We start from the raw sequence: 15825 nt of genomic DNA, 5'->3' as shown, positions 1-15825 counted from the left end.
GTCTCTCTCCTCAGAACACGCAGCAGTTGCGCTTGCGCCAGACGAGGTAGCCCATGTCCTCGCCGCCGGCGGGAAAGGCGCGTCCAGCATCGGGCGGCATGGTCGAGGCGCCGATCGCCGAGCAGGCGAACCGGCCGCTCACCGTCGGGATCGGGTTGACCATCTGGAAGCGGTATTGCTGCTTCCGCATGATCGGCATCAGGTACTTCTTGCAGAGCCCCTGCGAGCCCATCGTGCCCCAGGCGAGGCCTTCGCGGTGCATCTTGTAGGCGAACCGGGAAAGCGCGAGCCGCGACGACTGGACATGCCCGATCGAGGCGGGAATATTGCCGTTGAGCGGATACATGCTGCCCTGGCACCCCGCGCACCAGAACAGCGCGTCGAGCGGCAGCGCGGCCGTTCCCGCAATGCAGTCGCCCGCGCACGCCGCCTTTGCGATCGGGTTCGCGAAGACGATCGCCTCGGGGTTGATGATCGCGGTCAGCGAGTCATCCTGCCACAGCGGATCGACCTCGGTCATATAGGCGATGTCGAACGATGCCTGCTCGAAGCAGATGAAGTCGGTCAGGATCTCCATCCAGTATAGGAGCGGGTAGACGTACCAGTGGACGTGCCACTTCGCCGTGCTCTGTGACCGGCCGCCTACCATCGACGGCCCGGCTAGGTAGCCCTGGCCGATGTCGAAGCCCGGCGCGATCCGCGTTCCCCCGAGGTTGGGAAAGCACCACGGCTTCATCGTTACGTCCGCCAGCCTCGCGGGCTCCCAGAAGCCGACCGAGATGCCGATGCGGGGCAAGGGGTCGGCGCACGCGCAGACCGGCGACGCAGGATTGTTGGTGTCGGGGCGGCTGCCCGGCCAGATCTTCGCCCCGCCGATCGAAAGCGGAAAGAGGCACGACCAGCAGACGTCCGTGATGGGATTCACGAACTTGCCCGTGCACGTCGGCGCCGCCTCGGCGCGCGGCGCCAGGGCCACCACCACGAGCAGCAGCCCCAAGACGCCGAGGATGGCCCTCAGCCAGCGCATCAGCCCGCCTCCCCCGTCTCTTGGAGGAAGGCGCTGTCGGCCGCATTCTTCCGGCGAAGATAGAGCCAGGTGTACAGCGCCGCCGCGGCGAGCAGCGCGGCCGCGAGGCACGGCGCAGCCCGGCCAAGGGCGGCATGGAACTGCGCGAAGAACCCCACGACCGACGCGACCGACAGGCACAGCCCCTGCCACACCAGCCGCATGCGGCGAAGGGCGCCGGTTTCCGGTGCGGCCATGGGGGTCCGCAGAAGGTCCAGCCAAAGCGGCATCAGCTCTTTGCTCCCGGCTCGAGGACGGTCTCCGAGACGCGCAGCAGACTGCCGGTCTGCGACACCACGGCCGGGGTGTGGCGGATGCCGAACTTGGCGGTCAGGCGACCGTCCTGGTCGAAGAAGAACCGGCGCTTCCGCGCCGTCATCGACTCGATCGGCGAGCCCTTGACGAAGATGATCTTCGCGTTGAACTCGGTGAACCGTCGGGTCGCCCACACGACCTGCGCCGTATCGTCGCCGTCGACAAAGACGAGGCTCTGCCGCATCGATACGAAGTCGAGCGGATTGATCCTCTGCCCGGCTTGCGCGATCACCTGTCCTTTGTGGTCCCGGATCTCGCGCTCGAGCGTGATGCTCGGGTCATAGTCCCAGGCCCGCGGCTCCTCGGCAGGCGTGATGCCGGCCACCGGCACCGGGCGCCGCACCTTGGCCTCCACGCGCTTGGCGAAGGCCGCGTTGACGCGGTCCATCTCTCCCGTCGCCTGCGCGCGTTGCAACCGAGCCTCGATGGTGGAGAGCAGGTCGGCTTCGATGACAGGGAACGTCTGCCCGAGCTGGCCGAAGTCCCGCGCTTCGCCCCGCTCCGATCCGGTGACCAGGACCCCGGCGCCCAGACAGGCAGCACCGGCGAGCGAGGCAGCGACCGCGCGGATCACAGGATCGCCTCGCCGGTGCCGACAATCTGGCGCCGACAGGCAAAGCCGATCGCCGCGTAGCGGGAGTCGAAACCATCCTTGTGGGGGGTGCCGACATAGTAGCAGCCCGCCGGTATCACGCCGCTCGGCCCGATCGGGAGCCGCTCGCCGCTTCTGGTCGTGGGCTTGGTGTAGCCCACGACCCGTCCGTTCACCGTCACGGCGCGGTGCCAGTGCGCCACAACGTCGCCCGGCAGGCCGTAGACGATCTTGCCGAACATCTGCGGCTTGTCGCCGAAATGGCGCCGCACCAGGTCGCTGGGGGGCGGATCGAAGAAGACGTACTCGCCCCTGACCGGCACCTTGTTCCGGTGGATGACGAACGCCCAGTTCGGGAGCGAGTCTGTGGTGTTGATCAGGAGCGCGTGATTGTCGCGCCAGTCGCTGATCGCGCCGAGCACCACGCTTCCCGCGACGAGCCCGCCATACAGGCCCCAAAGTCGTTTGCGCGGCCGCCAGGGGGCGGCCGTCGCATTACTGACCGGCACTGCCATCGGGACCTCCAAAGGTGGTGATCGCTGCCCCGGGGATTGCCGCGGAAGGCGCAGCGCCGGCACCGGAGCCGGCCTGCGGCATGGCCGCTCCGGCCGGGACGGCCACCATCGGCTCGAGCGTTGCGCCGGTAGCGGCAGCGGGCCCGCCGGGCATCGATGGCGTCGCCGGTCCCGGCGCCATCTGCTGCTGGAGCTGCTGCATCTCCTGAGCGCTCGCCGGCCGGGGTTGGCGAACGCCGCTCGCATAGACGGCCTTCCGCAGGCTGTCGGTGATGTCGGGCACGTTCTTCGTCAGCACCGCCTCGCCGACCAGCACCACCTGCCCCCCCGCACCGCGGCGCTGGAGTTCGTGGTCGAGCGAGGACATGAAGGCACGCATCTCGGCCTCGACCTGCCCGGGCGGCGACGCGGAGCGCGCCTGCGCGCTCACATACTCGCCAACGATGTTGGAGAGGCTCGCCTTGACGATATGCTCCTCGCGGGGCTCGACGAGTGCCTTGGTCACCCACATCGCCCAGATCAGTGCGACGATCAGGATCGCGCCCATCACCAGCTGAGCCCGCGTGAATCCGCCGAAACCACGCCCGGAACGGGCCGGCGCAGCGGCCTTCGGCGCCGTCGGAGGAGCTTGAAGGTCGAGCTGGGGCTGATCAGACATCGGTGTTGCTCCCCTTGGGATCGCGCGAAGGCAGGATGCTGTGCCGGCGGAAGAAGATGACCGCGGCCGCGAGAAGCATGTGCGCGACGATCAAGACGTGCCGGAATGACGTGATGCGAGCGGCCTCGGCGGCGACGTACCGGCTCGCAAGATTGTCGAGCTGGTGCATCATCCCGTCGAACGAGAAGCCGCCGATGGCGAGGAAGAAGAGGACGAACAGGCCCCAGGTGATGAGCAGGGTCGACGCGAGGAACCCTGCCATGTGGAGGTAGAAGTAAAGCAGAAAGCCGACATCGAGCCCGCGCGACGGGCGTCGGGGGCTGGGGGTGGTCGGCTCTGTGAGCATCGTCGCCATGGGTTCACTCCGCAGCGATTGCCGCCGCATCAGCGGCGGGCATCGTCCATTTTTCGGGGTTCTCGGGGAATGCGATCCGCTCGATCGCCTCATCCATGCTGAGCCCGTCGGCGACCATCGCCTCGATGGCAGCAAAGGTGCGCGGGCTCGACGAGAACAGCGCTGCAGAGAAGGGATCGAGGACCAGCCGGCCGACCGCCAGCGTCTCCGGCCCCTTGATCATGATGTCGGAATATTCGAAGCCGTTGCGCTTGAGCGAGCGGAGCAGCGCGTCGGTATAGTCGTCCATCTCGAAGCGATCGTGCTTCTTGAAGTCGGCGATCGTTTCCGGCTTCTGCTGGAGGATCACGAACCAGTCGCTGTTCTCGAGGGCGGCTATGGACCCGGCCGACTTGTAGTAGTCGTTGAGCGACTGCGTGGCCGTCACCAACGAGGCGCCATACTTGCGGCACGTGCGGGCGTAGGTTTCGATGAAATCGGCCATCGCCCCACCGCGAAGCATCTGCCAGGCCTCGTCCAGGAGCAGCGCCTTGGGAATCGAGCGGTCGACCTTCCGCATCATCTGCTGCGACATGAACATGATCGCGGTCAGGACGACGCTGCGGAGTTCCTCGCGCGAGGACAGGTCGGACAGCTCGAACACCGTGAGCTGTGCCTGCAGCTCGAACGAGACCTCACCCTGGAAGAACTTGCCGTAGGTGCCGGCGCTCGAGAACGGCATCATCGCGATGGCGAGATGCGAGGCAAGCTCGTTGCCAGTCTCGTTGAGCGCGGCGATCACGTCGTCGATCGAGCCGTTCCTGCCTTTGGCCTCCCAGACGCGGTTGACTGCGCCGTCGATCAGGCCGCGCTCGGTGTCGGTCAGCCGGTCGATGTGGCGGGACATCTGGTTCACGATGGCCTTGAGCATCGCCATGCAGTCGAGGAGATAGTCCTCGTCCTCGGCCGCCTGGGCGGCGTCGATCATCGAGAACGGGTTCAGGCAGAAGCCGCTCGACATCGTGAACTCGACGAAGGCACCGCCCTGCAGCTTGGCCGAGTGCTCGAAGGAGCGGCCGTCATCGATCACGACAACCTTGGATCCCGCGCCGCACAACGAGGCGCACAGCTCCTGCAGGGCGACCGACTTCCCCGACCCCGACTTGCCGAACACCGCCACATTGTGGTTGCCTGCGGCGTTCTCGAACGGGCTCCAGAAGAAGGGCTGGCCCCGTCGGCCGATCAGGAGCAGGTGCGGCGTGTGACCACCGAGATACTCGCCCTGTATGGGAGCCAGGTTCGCCGCGGTCGTGCTGAGCATGGTCCGCATGCGCTTCATGCGCTCGAGGTCGCGGGACAGCCCGTTCGCCATCGTCATGGGCATCGCGCACAAGAGGCCCATCACCTGGAGGTAGCGGTCGTCGAGCAGGTCCCAGCCTGCGGCCCGGTAGACCGACTTGAGGACGCGCTCGTTGGCGTCTCCCTTCCCTTTGGGAGAGAAGGACGTGACGCTGTAGAACAGGCGCACGAGCTTGCGCCCCTGGCGGATCTCGTCATTGACGAACTTCCACTCCTGGGACTGGTCGCGGAGTTGGGGAAGGAAGCGCGCGGACTTGGAGTCGGCGAGGCTCGTGGTGCGCATGAACTTGAAACCGGCCTTGTTGCTCGAGGCCTGGGGATCGGGAAAGTCGAGGCACAGGTTCGTGGAGACGGGGCACGGCATTCGCAGCTTGTCGGCGAACATGTCGCCGATCAGCCGCGCGCAGTCCCAGGGCGCCCAGCGCTGAGGAAGATTGCGGACCGAGAACGAGCGCACGTCGAATACGTCGGGATAGATCTCGCCGATCTCGGGCGCGCCGTTGACCTCCTTGCCGGTCGGGCGGAACCGTTCCGTCCGCAGCAGGATGCGGTCCGGATCGACCTTCATCTCGATGTCGCGGCGCACCGCCTGGTCGGCGATGGGGTCAAGCGGATTGTAGCTGATGACGTCGTCGCCCGCGGCCGTGGTCGGCGAGGTGATGTCGTCGATCCACCCGATCAGCGCGACCGGATCCATTTTGCGCGCGGAGACCCCGATCGAGCCGAGCACGGAGATGAGGCCGTCCATCACGGCGACGATTTCCTCGGCCGAGACACGCGAGCTTTCCGGCGTCGAATAGGAAATGGCGACGCGGTGGTTGCGAAGACAGAATGGCGCATCGGCCGAAAGCGAGTTCCACACGCCGTCCGTGAGGAAGTCGACCCGATGCTTGGCCATCCGCTCGTAGACGCCGCTCGCCGAGTAGCGGGGCAGATACCATTTGGAGAGCCGCTCGCTGATCCGCGGGCTCATCCAGTCGTGGAACTGCAGGCATCCGGGCACCGGGATGCCCTCGGACAAGAATTGGGTCAGGATCTCGCCGGTACGCTCATCCGCCCCGACGAGCGGCGAGACCTCGATCACGAATCCGCGCGAGGCGGAGTTGTAGAAGATGCCCGTCTTCGGGTCGTAGCTGCGATAGGGCAGCCAATGCGCGAGCATCGGCACGGCCAGGTCCGGACGCTCGGCCTCTGGTCGCTTGCTATCGCCGAACAGACCGGAGAGCAGGCTGTCGTAGAAGCGGGGCTTTGCGCTCATGTCAGTTGTCCTCCGGAACCGCCGCGGGGAAGCTCGCAGCGCGGACGGTGGGGCTCGTCAGGGTCGTGAGCCCCGACCCGGGCGTGGCTCCGGCGGCTCCGCGCGCGCTCTCCTCGACCCGCTCGCGCGCTTCCTGGTACTCCTGGCTCGCCTTCACGCGCGCAGCTGCCTCCTGGCCGGACGCAGTGCTCGTGGCGGGAGCACCCTCCGAGCGCTGTTTGGCTTGAGGCGGCGCCTCGCTTCGCCGGCTGGCTGGCACGCCCGCCGCGGCGGTCTCGCCGCCGCCAGCTGCGCGCTTGGTGGCCGTGGCGGACGCAGTCGGTTGCTGCGACCCAGTCGCTGAGGATGCCGAGGCGGGCGCGCCAGCCGTCGGCGCGCCGCGCGCCGGCTTGACCTTGGTAGCCAGACGGCTGGCGACATCCGCCTTGATCGCTGCAACCGGATCCGGCTTTCTGGACCGGGCAGCCGCCACCACATCCGGGTCCGGCATGTTCGGGTCGAACGCGGCGACGTCCACCACACCGGGAACCTCGCGCTCGACCGCATCGACAAGGCTCAGCTGAACAGGTGCATCAGCCGACCTGCTGTCGGGGATGGGAGTCGCATCCGCAAGCGCCTGGGCCTGCCACTCGGATTGGACGACCGCGTGGACAGCGCTCGATTCATGCAGCCGGCCCCGGTCATCGACATAGGGCTGAAACACGATGCGGAGCACCTTCTCGCGGGTTCGCGGCGCGACCTGCCCGTGTGCGTCCGAGAGCGGCGCTGCCACAGCGGTGCGCAGGGCGCGGGGCTGTTGTGCCGGTGTCGGATAGGGCCCTGCCGGGATCATGACATCGCCGGCGTCACCGGAGATCATCGCCAGCGCGCGATCGTCGATCGTGGAGGATGGCGCGCAGATGCCGTCCGGCGCCTGGCAGGTGAAGCTGCCCTTTACGTTGCCGCCAAAGGTTGTGCAGCCGTTCAGGCTCATCAGCGTGCCGAAGCCAAGCGCGGCGACAGCGGCCCGACGGCCGAGGCGCGGCGCGCTCACGAACGTCCGTCCTTGAGCCAGCTTTGCAGGAACTCCTTGGGCCGATAGCCCTCGAGCATCGCCCCATCGCTGCGCACGATCACCGGCGTTCCGCTCAGGCCGTGCTTGTGAGCGAAGGCCTCGTTCGCATCGAGGCCCGACGTATCGCACGACGGGCCGCTCTTGAGCGGCTCGCCGGCATAGGCGGCATGCAGCGCCTCCTCGCGGTTCTTGGCGCAATAGACGCGGTCGGCGATGTCGCGGCTGCCGAGAACGGAGATCGGCCGCTCGACGACCCGAACATTCATGCTGCGCAGCACGTTCGTCAGCGCGCGGCAATAGCCACACCGGAAGTCGGTGAAGACCGTGACCGTCTGCCCCGCCGGATTGCCCCAGACAATCGCGCCGTCCTTCGGAAGTCCGTCCAGCGCTAGCCTGGTCGGCCGCGCGGGGAGCGCGGTCTTCTCGACCCTCGCCTGCGCCGGAGCCGCCGCTTCCATTCCCTGGCCCTCGTCTTCCGCGGCCGCAGCATTGGCCTTGGCCGCACCGCCGACGAGCATGTCGGGGTTGATCTCGAGCAGCCGGGCGGCCGTGAGATCCTGGCGCGTCTCCATGTCATAGACCCGGCCGATGATGAGGTAGCGGGCGTCGGCGTCGACGTAGAAAAGGTTCGACCCCGCCGTCACCTCGCAGAGGCCACGCACCTTCTCGCAATTGACCTGGGTCAGGGGCGTCTTAGGCAGGCGCGTCTTGAGCAGGTTCGCGACCTCGACGCTGCTCGGACCCGCGACCTGGGCCGCGAGGGCGACGCTGGCAGCGCCGAGCGCCGCGACGCCGGTGAGCAGCTTCCAGGGGCGCGCGAACGCGCTCCGGCGCAAGCGATCAATTGCGGACATAAACACCCTCCAGGAAGACGATTTCGACATCGACGCCGGTCGGCATTTCGATGACCGGCTGGTACTGTTCGGCGCGCTCGATCAGATATTTCGAGACGTCCCGGCCCGACTCCGCGGCACCGCCGCCGAGCGCCCGCAGGCCGACATTGCCGAGGCTGGGAGTGCGGTTGATGCCCCCCTCGCCATCGGTGCTGATCGTCGCGAGGGGCTGCTGAAAGGCCGTGTTGAGCGCGTTGCCGGCACCGCCGACGAGGCCTGCGAGGAATGCCTGCATGGCAAGCGAACCCTCGCGGCTGACCACCCGCCCGCGCACGCCGGTCTTGCCGCCGAACGCGATGAAGCCCTTGACCTCCGAGACGGCGTAGCGGCCGCCGGGCTGTGGGCACGTCATCTTCTGCAGCTTGACGTAGACCTTCTCGCTGGAAAGGTCTCCGCGCGCCGCGCCGTTGATGAGGCAGCCCTGGATCTTGGTCGTGAGGAGCTTGCCGTTCTGCAGCACCGAGCGCGCCGGCCCGGTAACGCGCAGAACGACGGGCAACGGATCGGTCTGGCTGTTCACGCCGGCGCTCGCGTCCACCCCCACGATGACCTTGGCCGAGGCGAAGCTATTGGGCGGCAGATAGTTCGGGCTGTCGGTATAGACCGTGCTGCCCTTCGCCACCTTGGATGCAGTCCCCGTGTCGGAAGACGAGAAGCTGACCATCTTGACCTCGGCGGCGCGGCTGAGCGGAGGCGCTGCGCCGGCCTCGCCCGGCGCGTCCGGCCGCTGATAGGCCTGCGGGCCGCCTCGCCCGTACAGTGCCGCCGGGCCAGGCGCCGGGGGCGGCGCCGAAGGACGCTCGTTCAGCTGCTTGCGGAGCTGCTCATTCTCCGCCTGGTAAGCGGACAGCACTCGCTGGCCATCGGCCTGCATCGACGAGTTCTGCCCCTTCAGTGCTTCGATCTGAGCGGCGAGATTGTCCATTCTCGCCTGCTGGCCGTTCACCGACTTGAGCTGGTTCTCGGTGGACTCAAACCGGTTTTCCGAGAGCGCCATCCACTCCTGCTGCGAGAGGTTGCGGTTCACCAGATCCTTGGTCGAGACCTCGACCTTCTCGGCGCCATCGGCGTCGGCGGCCTTCTCGCCTTCGTCGCCGCTGAAGATCCACATGGAGGACAGAACCAGCCCGACGCCGGCGACCCCGGCGAGCAGCATTCGCTGCTTGCGGCGCACCGCTTCGTTGCCCGCCAGTTCGCCTCCGACAGGCGAGACCCCCTCGCCCTCCGCCTCGTCGAGGGGCCTCCGCTTACGAGTGAAAATGTCCGAGAAGGCCATGGGCTTACCTCACATTCTGGGAGACGAGGTAGGCCGTCGTGACCTTCCCCGGGGCGAGCTTGGGCTCGGCGATGGAGACGGCGAGCGCGCTTGCCGGAGCAACCGTGCGCTCGGTCAACTCGGTCGGCGCATCGCCCGTGTTCTCGATGCGCAGCACCTTGCCGGTCAGGTCCTGCCCGCGATATTCAGCGATCATCTGGACCTTGAGCTTGCCGACATAGACCGGCTTCAGCGCGCGCTGCCGCATCTCATAGCCGTCCGCGACGCTGTTGGCGTACATGGCCTGGACGAGCTCGACCGCGGCATCCTGCGGCCCGGCGGCGACCTGCTGGGGCGAGCCCTCGGCTGCCTTTTCCCGGGCGATCGCCGGATTGGACACAAACACCTGCGCCGCCTGGTCGCCGGCGATCCGGCAGACGAACTTGTAGACGTAGCCGCGCTTGCTCGTGCCAAAGAAGGAAAGCGCCGGGCGGCCGAAACCTTCGGGCACGCTCAGGTAGATGTCGCCCCGGACCGGCTCGTTGACGACCGAGAAGTCGTCCTGCGGGTTGCCGGTCGAGATCTTCGACACGCTCGCGAACTCGTCATCGACCAGGCTGATCCGGGTCAGGTCCTTGGCCGACGCCTGACAGTCGACCTGGGCGCTGTCGGCGGCCACGACCGTCTGGTCTGCCCATGCCGGCTGCGCGAACAGGAAGACCGCCAGCGTGATCAGGCAGGCGCCCGCCACCCTGCTCAGGATGCAGTAGATGCGGGACATGAGGATGGTGCCTGCAGCAGCGCTGCCGACGGCATAGAAAGCCATCATTTGTCTTGCTCCTTGCCGGTGCGGACCATCCCGAAGCCGACCAAGCGGAGCGACAAGCCCTCATACTCCCAGTCGTAGCGGAAGGTGCGGCGCTCCCTGGAGATCACCTTGTTGCCGACAATGGTGTGGAGCTCGCCGGTCACCTCGGACCGCAGGTTCTTGGGATCGATGTCCATCGACTCGATCGTGAAGAACTGCGAGATCGAGGAGCCGCGCTGCTCGTTGACGATCTTGAGGAGGTCGGCCTTGATCTTGCCCTGAACGCGCGGCGATGTGATCTCGAGCACCGCGTTCATCCAATATTCGAGGTTTTGCGGACTGCGGTCGAGCGTGAGCACCACCACGTCACGCGTGATCATCTCGAGATATTCGCGGGAGACGCCGGCACTGCTGACGGTGACCGGCGAGCGCAGTACGGGCTGGAGGACGATCTCGCGGTCTCGCGAGATGCCGAAGGCGAGCAGCAGCGCTGTTATCGCCGCAAGCGCGCCGGCGACCACGACCAGGAAGTTGCGCTGGCGAAGAACCCGCTGGTTGCTTGCGTGGCTGAATGCGAGGTCCATCTCAGCCCGCCATCAGTCGGAGATAAGAGGGTGGCGTGGCCCTCAGGCCGGTGAAGCCGGCCGGAAGATGCCAATAGGCCAGATGGAGCAGCCAAGACGCGGCACGACCCGCTTTTGCCTTTTTCAATCCCCACCAGCCGGCGAATGCCAACGCCGTTCCGATGACGATGTGCTGGGTCATGATCCCCCAGACGAATGGCGTAACCATCGCCAGGAACTCATCCAGCGTCCACAGCCCGATCAGTTCTGGATCGTCCAGATGAGATGGGATCGCGTACTTGTCTGCGGCCATTGCACCACCCTCCCCCTGTGCGGCGCCGAGGCTGCCACCCCGACGCGCCAGGCTCGTTGCGTCAGATCGTCGCCGTCACCGTCGAGGTGACGATCGGAATGCCCGTGCCGGCGCCGACACCGACGCCGACCGGAATGGCGATCTGACCCATGGAGAAGCGGCCCGAGGCGAGCGCCACGATGCCGCCGGCGAGCGACAGCACGGTAATGACCTTGCCGCCCGACCCCTCGAGGAAGTCGGTGAACTTCGTGAGGGCCGTGTCGAACGTGGTATCCGCACCGGCAAAGGCCGGCCCGGCGAACCACAGGAGCGCGAACAGCATCACAGCGAGGGCGAGGATCGCCATCTCCATGCGCCCGCTCCGATTCAGCAGAGACTGCATAAGAGTTTCCCTTCGATGGAGACGCGGCACCTCCGCGCCCAATTGAAGGGTGGGTCCCCGACGACTTTCGCTACAACCGGCTTTTGTTGGAACCGCAGGGCTTTCGGCGGATTTATCTAGCGGCCGTGCCTAAAGAACCTTCGGCAGAGCCAAACATCGTCCGCGAAAAACGATTCTTCATCTTGATTCGCGGACACCTTGTCCCGGCTTTCAGGCGCGCTGTCCGCGGTTGCGGACCCAGGTCCGGCTTTGCGGGCAAGTCCCTGTGCGGGTACACTTGGCTCGCCCTGGACGAGTCGTATAGGGCGATGTCACTTCACCTTGGCGACTTCAGCCGAAGCCAGGCAAGCAAGGACATGCGGGAATGGGCGGGCAGGCAATGCGGGGGTACACCCTCGACGTATCCGAGTATCTGTTTCGGCTGACCACCGAAAGTCTGCGGATTCACTCCAATCAGACACGGCGCTACCAGTCGCTCGGGAACCTCGTGAACGCGCGCGCCACCGCCGGCGCCGCAGGCGCGATCGAGCAGCACGACGTGGAAACGCTGCGCAAGCACCTCGAGAAGGTGCCGACCAAGGGCCCGATCCGCATCCATCTGAGCATCACGAAGACCAGCGCGGAAAGCCTGACGGAGGCCAAGCGGCGACTCGAAAAGCATCTGGGATCGGCGCTGACGGTCGGCGATGCTATCTCCATGCTGCTGTTCGATTATGTGGTCGAGCAGGGCACCGCCAAGCTGTTGAGCAAGATCGGAATCGACGAGCAAAAGCCGCCAAAAATCGCGCGCGGGCGTGGTCGTGACGAGGGCGAAAAGGTTGTGCGCATTAGATAAATTCGGTTGTGACGGGTGCCCGCGCTTTTCTCGAAGGGCTTGCCAAGACGGATAAGGTTTGATTGTGTCGCTCTGTCCGCAAAAGGACTGCGGGGGCGAAAAGTGTCATCGCTTACGAATCGAATGGAGCAGGAGCTGCCCCTCGAGGCAGAAGCTGAAGCAGCGGCCGACTATGTGCCGATGATCATGCGCGCGATGGAGGCCAACGACATCGGCATCCGGACGATGGCGCTGCGCTCAGGTATCAAGAAGAGCAGGCTCGGCACGATCCTTCACCGGGACCCGGAAAAGCGCGCCTCGATGACCTTGCCGGAATTTCAGGCGATCCTCAGGGCCCTCAACATCGACCTCATGCAGGCAGTCATCAGCGTCGAGATGACCCGCGAGATGGAGCTCGTGCAGGACGATCGCTTCACCGCACTCGTGGCGATGCTGAGCACCTTGTTCAGAGGTCTGCCCCACCGGCTCGTCGAGGCCCTTCAGGAGCTTGAGGGCATGGACGGCAGCGAGATCCGCAGCGAGTGGGGCACCTACTTCCAGTCAGCGGTCATCAAGCGGATGGTCACCGAGATCACGGCGGTCCTCCAGCGTCGCTCGCAATTCGGCTCGGGGCGCGACCCGCTCCTCTAGCGCGGCACCGGAGCGATCGGCACGACTTCTCAGAAGCTCGACACCGTGGCGGCGCGAACGAAAGGCTCACGGCGCGGCGTCGGCGATGCACTCGTCTGGATGGTCGCAACTCTCGAAACGCCGCTGAGCCGAGACCAGTTGAACAGGACGTTCGAGACGTAATCCTGGGTCTCGACGATCCGCGGCACACTCCCGTTCCTGACGCGCCCGGGCCCGGCATTGTAGGCCGCCAACGCCAGATGATAGGCACCGAACCGGTCGAGCTGCTGACGCAGATACCGCGCTCCGCCACGAAGATTCTGCTCCACGTCGTAGCGGTTCACGCCAAGACCGGCGGCCGTCCCAGGCATCAGCTGCGTGAGGCCAAATGCGCTTTTCGGGGACACCGCGGAGGCATTGTAGCGGCTCTCCCGAATGATCATCGCATCGAACAGCCCGACCGGTATCCCGTATTCGCAGGCGACGTTGCTCATCATCGAGAAATATGTCTGGCGGCGGACTTCGGCATCGGCGGGCAGGAAGCCGCTTCGCCGGTAACCCGTCGACGCGCATCCGGGGACGAAGGTCGTGGCAGCCGCAGCGAATACCGGGCCGCCGCGCATCCATGCCGGCACGGCGATCGCGGAAAATGGAGCAAGCGTCCCCGTCTGATTGGCCGGGGCGCTGAGCTGGGCGACACCGACCGGGGCAAAGGGGTCCTCCTCCGCGACCGCCGTCGCTGCACCGGCCTCTGCCGCGAGCCTTTCACCCATCTGATACTCGACCCAGCGACGGCTCAGATCGTGGACCCGAAAGCCCTCGACATCCGCTACGACGGCCTCGACCGGGACCTCCGTGCTGGGCTCAGCCGTCCGATCCTGACCGCCGGCGGCGACTTCCGACCGCTCCGTCATGCTGATCAGCTGGACGCTGCGCACCGGCGAAGCGGCGCGTTGGGTCGCCGCGAGCGCGGCCCCGCTATCGACGATGACAAGTGTGCTCGCGAGCAACAACGCACGCATATCAAACCTCCCTGACCCCTAGTTCAGGAAGTTGAGATCAGCCGATTTGCAGTTGTCAATTCCCTGGAGCGGGCAAACTATGGCTGCATTGGATCGCCCGAAACTGGATCATGTGGCTGATTGACCGAGACACGGATGGCCGCGGCCCTCGGATCGCGCTGCCCGCTCCGCTCCGCGAGGCGCTGGTGCGTTGGTACATCGGCCAGGGATCGCCCGGCGATGAAGAAGCAGGAATCACGCTCGTCCAGAACGCCCGCATCGGCGCCAAGTGGATCGCCTGTGATTGCCTGGCCGCGGACGATCCGCCGCCGATACTTACGCCCGCCTTCCTGTCGGAGGCGGAGACCTATTATCTCCGCCGGCTGACCAGCGCAAAGCGACCCGACCACCGCGCCGACTGCCCCTTCTTCCGGGATCAGGTCACCCATCGCATCTCGGAGGTGCGATCGCGCGAAACGCCGGCGGCGCCTCCCGAGGGCTTCTTCGAGGTCCTGCGGCCTGCCCCCAGCAAGCTCGCGCAACAGCCCGAGAGCGACGCCAGCGACGATCGCACGCGCCACGCCTCGGTGCCTAGGCTGGCCCGGCTGCTATGGCGCCTCCTCGACGTTGCAGGGACGACCCGGGCTTTTCCCTTGTCCGATGGCGCGGAGGAGCCTTCGATCAAGCGGGAGTTCGATGCTCTAGTGAAGGCGAGCAGCAGGATCGAGATCGCGCCCGGCATCGAGCTCAGCCGCGCCTTCTGGACCCACGCCGATGCCCTGCACAGCCGGCGCGCCTATGCGGTTCTGAGGCGTCTCTCCCGAGACTGGCCTCCCGGCCACGCGCCGCAGGCGTTCTTCGCGCTCTTCTCGCATCAGATCACCGGCCATGTCATCGAGACCGCCGACAACCGGCCAGTGCGCGTCGCCAATCGGGTGCAATCCCCGTCGGTGCGGGGCAACCTGGTCCGTGGCCCCTTCCTCGTGATCGTCGTCGCTGGTCAATATCCCGAGGCGCGTGGCTATGCTCCGCTTCGCGCCTACGCGCAGCCGATCTACTCGGGGCAGCGCTTCATCCCGGTCGACTCCGAGTTCGAGCGCAGCCTGCTGCGCGAATTGCTGTCGATCCAGCGCAACCTTCACCGGCATGGCATCGATGCCGCGATCGAAAAGCCCGTGTTCGATATTCTGACGCCGCTCGGCCCTGCGCGACCGGACTTCCTGATCGAGGCGCGCTCGCGGATCACCGGGGAGATCAAGCGTCTGGCCATCGACGCCATCGACCACGGTGACGACGAGCATGACGGATCGAGCACCAGCGGGCATTCCCGCATGCGCGAGATCGCTCCGCTGCTCTGCCTCAGTTCCGGCGACCTCGAGCTGGGCCGGGTAGCGCGAAAGGTTGCCGCCGCCCTGGACCTGTGAGTTGAGCCCCGTGCTTCTCAGCTCCAGCGAAGCGTCATCGCGAACCCGCCCACAATGGCGATGATAACCGGCGTCGAGCGAAAGTAGAGCCGTTGCCACAGCCACCAGAGCTTGGGCACGAAGAGGATTGCTTGTCGAACGCTCCGAACTTCTTCCCAGGCGCGTTCGCGGCAGACCTGCACGCCAGCGCCGACAATCGACAATGCGAGGGCGATCGCACAGCACATCGCCGTAGCAGCATAGAGGGCTGCCCAGTTCGCCAGTTCGAGTTGCGTTAGCTGCGCCATTTCGACCGTACCTACTCGCACCGCCATCCAGGTAAGTGTCTGCCCTCGTCCCGGTTCCTACAATCGTTGCTGGCCGCCAAAATCTGGCCTCCGACCCTTGACGGGGCGCGGAAGAATACTAGCTCGACTGACGCCGAACGCCATAGCGGGTTCGGCTGGGACTAGAGGGCGCCGGCTCTCTCTCCGGCGCATCTCATGCCCGAATTGCTCATGCAGAGGATTTGGATATGAGGACGATTGTTCGCGATCTGATCCGTGGCGGCGGCGCGGTGCTGCCGATAGCTCCCACAACAACGCGCTCCGC

19 protein-coding genes are annotated in these 15825 nt (G+C 66.2%); 3 read left to right on the top strand and 16 right to left on the bottom strand.

Going from position 1 to position 15825, the window contains the following annotated elements:
• Positions 1-10: 10 nt before the first annotated feature.
• From traU to SP6_RS13650, 14 genes are all read right to left on the bottom strand, one after another.
• Positions 11-1027 carry a conjugal transfer pilus assembly protein TraU gene (gene traU, locus SP6_RS13715; RefSeq protein ID WP_007406589.1) on the bottom strand — a complete coding sequence of 339 codons (1017 nt, stop codon included), beginning with the start codon at positions 1025-1027 and terminating at the stop codon, positions 11-13.
• Positions 1027-1296, bottom strand: coding sequence for a hypothetical protein (locus tag SP6_RS13710; RefSeq protein WP_007406606.1), 270 nt, complete (start codon positions 1294-1296; stop codon positions 1027-1029). The genes traU and SP6_RS13710 overlap by 1 nt, the downstream gene beginning before the upstream one ends.
• Positions 1296-1955 carry a type-F conjugative transfer system protein TraW gene (gene traW, locus SP6_RS13705; protein WP_007406603.1) on the bottom strand — a complete coding sequence of 220 codons (660 nt, stop codon included), beginning with the start codon at positions 1953-1955 and terminating at the stop codon, positions 1296-1298. The genes SP6_RS13710 and traW overlap by 1 nt, the downstream gene beginning before the upstream one ends.
• Positions 1952-2488, bottom strand: a complete 537-nt coding sequence (locus SP6_RS13700) for a S26 family signal peptidase (RefSeq protein WP_042469292.1) — start codon at positions 2486-2488, stop codon at positions 1952-1954. The genes traW and SP6_RS13700 overlap by 4 nt, the downstream gene beginning before the upstream one ends.
• A complete protein-coding gene (locus SP6_RS13695) occupies positions 2469-3146 on the bottom strand; it encodes a type-F conjugative transfer system protein TrbI (RefSeq protein WP_037569809.1) in 678 nt (225 codons plus the stop codon). Before SP6_RS13695 ends, SP6_RS13700 begins: the two co-directional genes overlap by 20 nt.
• Positions 3139-3492: a hypothetical protein gene (locus SP6_RS13690; RefSeq protein WP_007406604.1), complete on the bottom strand. Its 354-nt coding sequence runs from the start codon at positions 3490-3492 to the stop codon at positions 3139-3141. Before SP6_RS13690 ends, SP6_RS13695 begins: the two co-directional genes overlap by 8 nt.
• Before the next feature lie 13 nt (positions 3493-3505).
• Positions 3506-6097, bottom strand: coding sequence for a type IV secretion system protein TraC (gene traC / locus SP6_RS13685; protein WP_007406613.1), 2592 nt, complete (start codon positions 6095-6097; stop codon positions 3506-3508).
• 1 nt (position 6098) lies between these two features.
• A complete protein-coding gene (locus tag SP6_RS13680; RefSeq protein ID WP_007406578.1) occupies positions 6099-7130 on the bottom strand; it encodes a TraV family lipoprotein in 1032 nt (343 codons plus the stop codon).
• Positions 7127-8005, bottom strand: a complete 879-nt coding sequence (locus tag SP6_RS13675) for a DsbC family protein (RefSeq protein WP_007406579.1) — start codon at positions 8003-8005, stop codon at positions 7127-7129. Before SP6_RS13675 ends, SP6_RS13680 begins: the two co-directional genes overlap by 4 nt.
• Complete coding sequence (locus tag SP6_RS13670; protein ID WP_007406582.1) at positions 7992-9320, bottom strand: TrbI/VirB10 family protein; 1329 nt, start codon at positions 9318-9320, stop codon at positions 7992-7994. Before SP6_RS13670 ends, SP6_RS13675 begins: the two co-directional genes overlap by 14 nt.
• A gap of 4 nt (positions 9321-9324) precedes the next feature.
• Positions 9325-10128 carry a type-F conjugative transfer system secretin TraK gene (locus SP6_RS13665; protein WP_007406605.1) on the bottom strand — a complete coding sequence of 268 codons (804 nt, stop codon included), beginning with the start codon at positions 10126-10128 and terminating at the stop codon, positions 9325-9327.
• Positions 10125-10691, bottom strand: a complete 567-nt coding sequence (locus SP6_RS13660) for a type IV conjugative transfer system protein TraE (protein WP_042469291.1) — start codon at positions 10689-10691, stop codon at positions 10125-10127. Before SP6_RS13660 ends, SP6_RS13665 begins: the two co-directional genes overlap by 4 nt.
• Before the next feature lies 1 nt (position 10692).
• Complete coding sequence (gene traL / locus SP6_RS13655; RefSeq protein WP_007406717.1) at positions 10693-10983, bottom strand: type IV conjugative transfer system protein TraL; 291 nt, start codon at positions 10981-10983, stop codon at positions 10693-10695.
• Positions 10984-11044: 61 nt separating this feature from the next.
• Complete coding sequence (locus SP6_RS13650) at positions 11045-11365, bottom strand: TrbC/VirB2 family protein (RefSeq protein WP_030541416.1); 321 nt, start codon at positions 11363-11365, stop codon at positions 11045-11047.
• 364 nt (positions 11366-11729) lie between these two features.
• Between SP6_RS13650 and SP6_RS13645 the strand changes: the two genes are divergently transcribed.
• A complete protein-coding gene (locus SP6_RS13645) occupies positions 11730-12200 on the top strand; it encodes a hypothetical protein (RefSeq protein ID WP_007406703.1) in 471 nt (156 codons plus the stop codon).
• A 123-nt stretch (positions 12201-12323) separates the two neighbouring features.
• On the top strand, positions 12324-12830 hold the full coding sequence (locus tag SP6_RS13640; RefSeq protein WP_007406725.1) for a hypothetical protein: 507 nt from the start codon (positions 12324-12326) through the stop codon (positions 12828-12830).
• 29 nt (positions 12831-12859) lie between these two features.
• Here the strand turns inward: SP6_RS13640 and SP6_RS13635 are convergent, their stop codons facing one another.
• Positions 12860-13831 (bottom strand): lytic transglycosylase domain-containing protein, encoded by a 972-nt coding sequence (locus SP6_RS13635; RefSeq protein ID WP_007406719.1) that lies wholly within the window; start codon positions 13829-13831, stop codon positions 12860-12862.
• A 110-nt stretch (positions 13832-13941) separates the two neighbouring features.
• Between SP6_RS13635 and SP6_RS13630 the strand changes: the two genes are divergently transcribed.
• Entirely contained in the window at positions 13942-15234 is a 1293-nt protein-coding gene (locus SP6_RS13630) for a DUF8535 domain-containing protein (protein ID WP_007406700.1), read from the top strand.
• A 17-nt stretch (positions 15235-15251) separates the two neighbouring features.
• Here the strand turns inward: SP6_RS13630 and SP6_RS13625 are convergent, their stop codons facing one another.
• Entirely contained in the window at positions 15252-15521 is a 270-nt protein-coding gene (locus SP6_RS13625) for a hypothetical protein (RefSeq protein ID WP_037569879.1), read from the bottom strand.
• Positions 15522-15825: the final 304 nt, after the last annotated feature.

Source organism: Sphingomonas paucimobilis NBRC 13935 (assembly GCF_000739895.2).
Lineage (GTDB): Bacteria > Pseudomonadota > Alphaproteobacteria > Sphingomonadales > Sphingomonadaceae > Sphingomonas > Sphingomonas paucimobilis.
The sequence above is the reverse complement of the archived record's forward strand: the minus strand, read 5'-3'. Positions and strand labels throughout refer to the sequence as shown.

What these genes read in the sequence shown, in the direction of transcription:
- traU (WP_007406589.1), bottom strand. Translation starts at nt 1,027, where the DNA reads ATGCGCTGGCTGAGGGCCATCCTCGGCGTCTTGGGGCTGCTGCTCGTG.
- SP6_RS13710 (WP_007406606.1), bottom strand. Translation starts at nt 1,296, where the DNA reads ATGCCGCTTTGGCTGGACCTTCTGCGGACCCCCATGGCCGCACCGGAA.
- SP6_RS13700 (WP_042469292.1), bottom strand. Translation starts at nt 2,488, where the DNA reads ATGGCAGTGCCGGTCAGTAATGCGACGGCCGCCCCCTGGCGGCCGCGC.
- SP6_RS13695 (WP_037569809.1), bottom strand. Translation starts at nt 3,146, where the DNA reads ATGTCTGATCAGCCCCAGCTCGACCTTCAAGCTCCTCCGACGGCGCCG.
- SP6_RS13690 (WP_007406604.1), bottom strand. Translation starts at nt 3,492, where the DNA reads ATGCTCACAGAGCCGACCACCCCCAGCCCCCGACGCCCGTCGCGCGGG.
- traC (WP_007406613.1), bottom strand. Translation starts at nt 6,097, where the DNA reads ATGAGCGCAAAGCCCCGCTTCTACGACAGCCTGCTCTCCGGTCTGTTC.
- SP6_RS13675 (WP_007406579.1), bottom strand. Translation starts at nt 8,005, where the DNA reads ATGTCCGCAATTGATCGCTTGCGCCGGAGCGCGTTCGCGCGCCCCTGG.
- SP6_RS13670 (WP_007406582.1), bottom strand. Translation starts at nt 9,320, where the DNA reads ATGGCCTTCTCGGACATTTTCACTCGTAAGCGGAGGCCCCTCGACGAG.
- SP6_RS13665 (WP_007406605.1), bottom strand. Translation starts at nt 10,128, where the DNA reads ATGATGGCTTTCTATGCCGTCGGCAGCGCTGCTGCAGGCACCATCCTC.
- SP6_RS13660 (WP_042469291.1), bottom strand. Translation starts at nt 10,691, where the DNA reads ATGGACCTCGCATTCAGCCACGCAAGCAACCAGCGGGTTCTTCGCCAG.
- traL (WP_007406717.1), bottom strand. Translation starts at nt 10,983, where the DNA reads ATGGCCGCAGACAAGTACGCGATCCCATCTCATCTGGACGATCCAGAA.
- SP6_RS13650 (WP_030541416.1), bottom strand. Translation starts at nt 11,365, where the DNA reads ATGCAGTCTCTGCTGAATCGGAGCGGGCGCATGGAGATGGCGATCCTC.
- SP6_RS13645 (WP_007406703.1), top strand. Translation starts at nt 11,730, where the DNA reads ATGGGCGGGCAGGCAATGCGGGGGTACACCCTCGACGTATCCGAGTAT.
- SP6_RS13640 (WP_007406725.1), top strand. Translation starts at nt 12,324, where the DNA reads ATGGAGCAGGAGCTGCCCCTCGAGGCAGAAGCTGAAGCAGCGGCCGAC.
- SP6_RS13635 (WP_007406719.1), bottom strand. Translation starts at nt 13,831, where the DNA reads ATGCGTGCGTTGTTGCTCGCGAGCACACTTGTCATCGTCGATAGCGGG.
- SP6_RS13630 (WP_007406700.1), top strand. Translation starts at nt 13,942, where the DNA reads ATGTGGCTGATTGACCGAGACACGGATGGCCGCGGCCCTCGGATCGCG.
- SP6_RS13625 (WP_037569879.1), bottom strand. Translation starts at nt 15,521, where the DNA reads ATGGCGCAGCTAACGCAACTCGAACTGGCGAACTGGGCAGCCCTCTAT.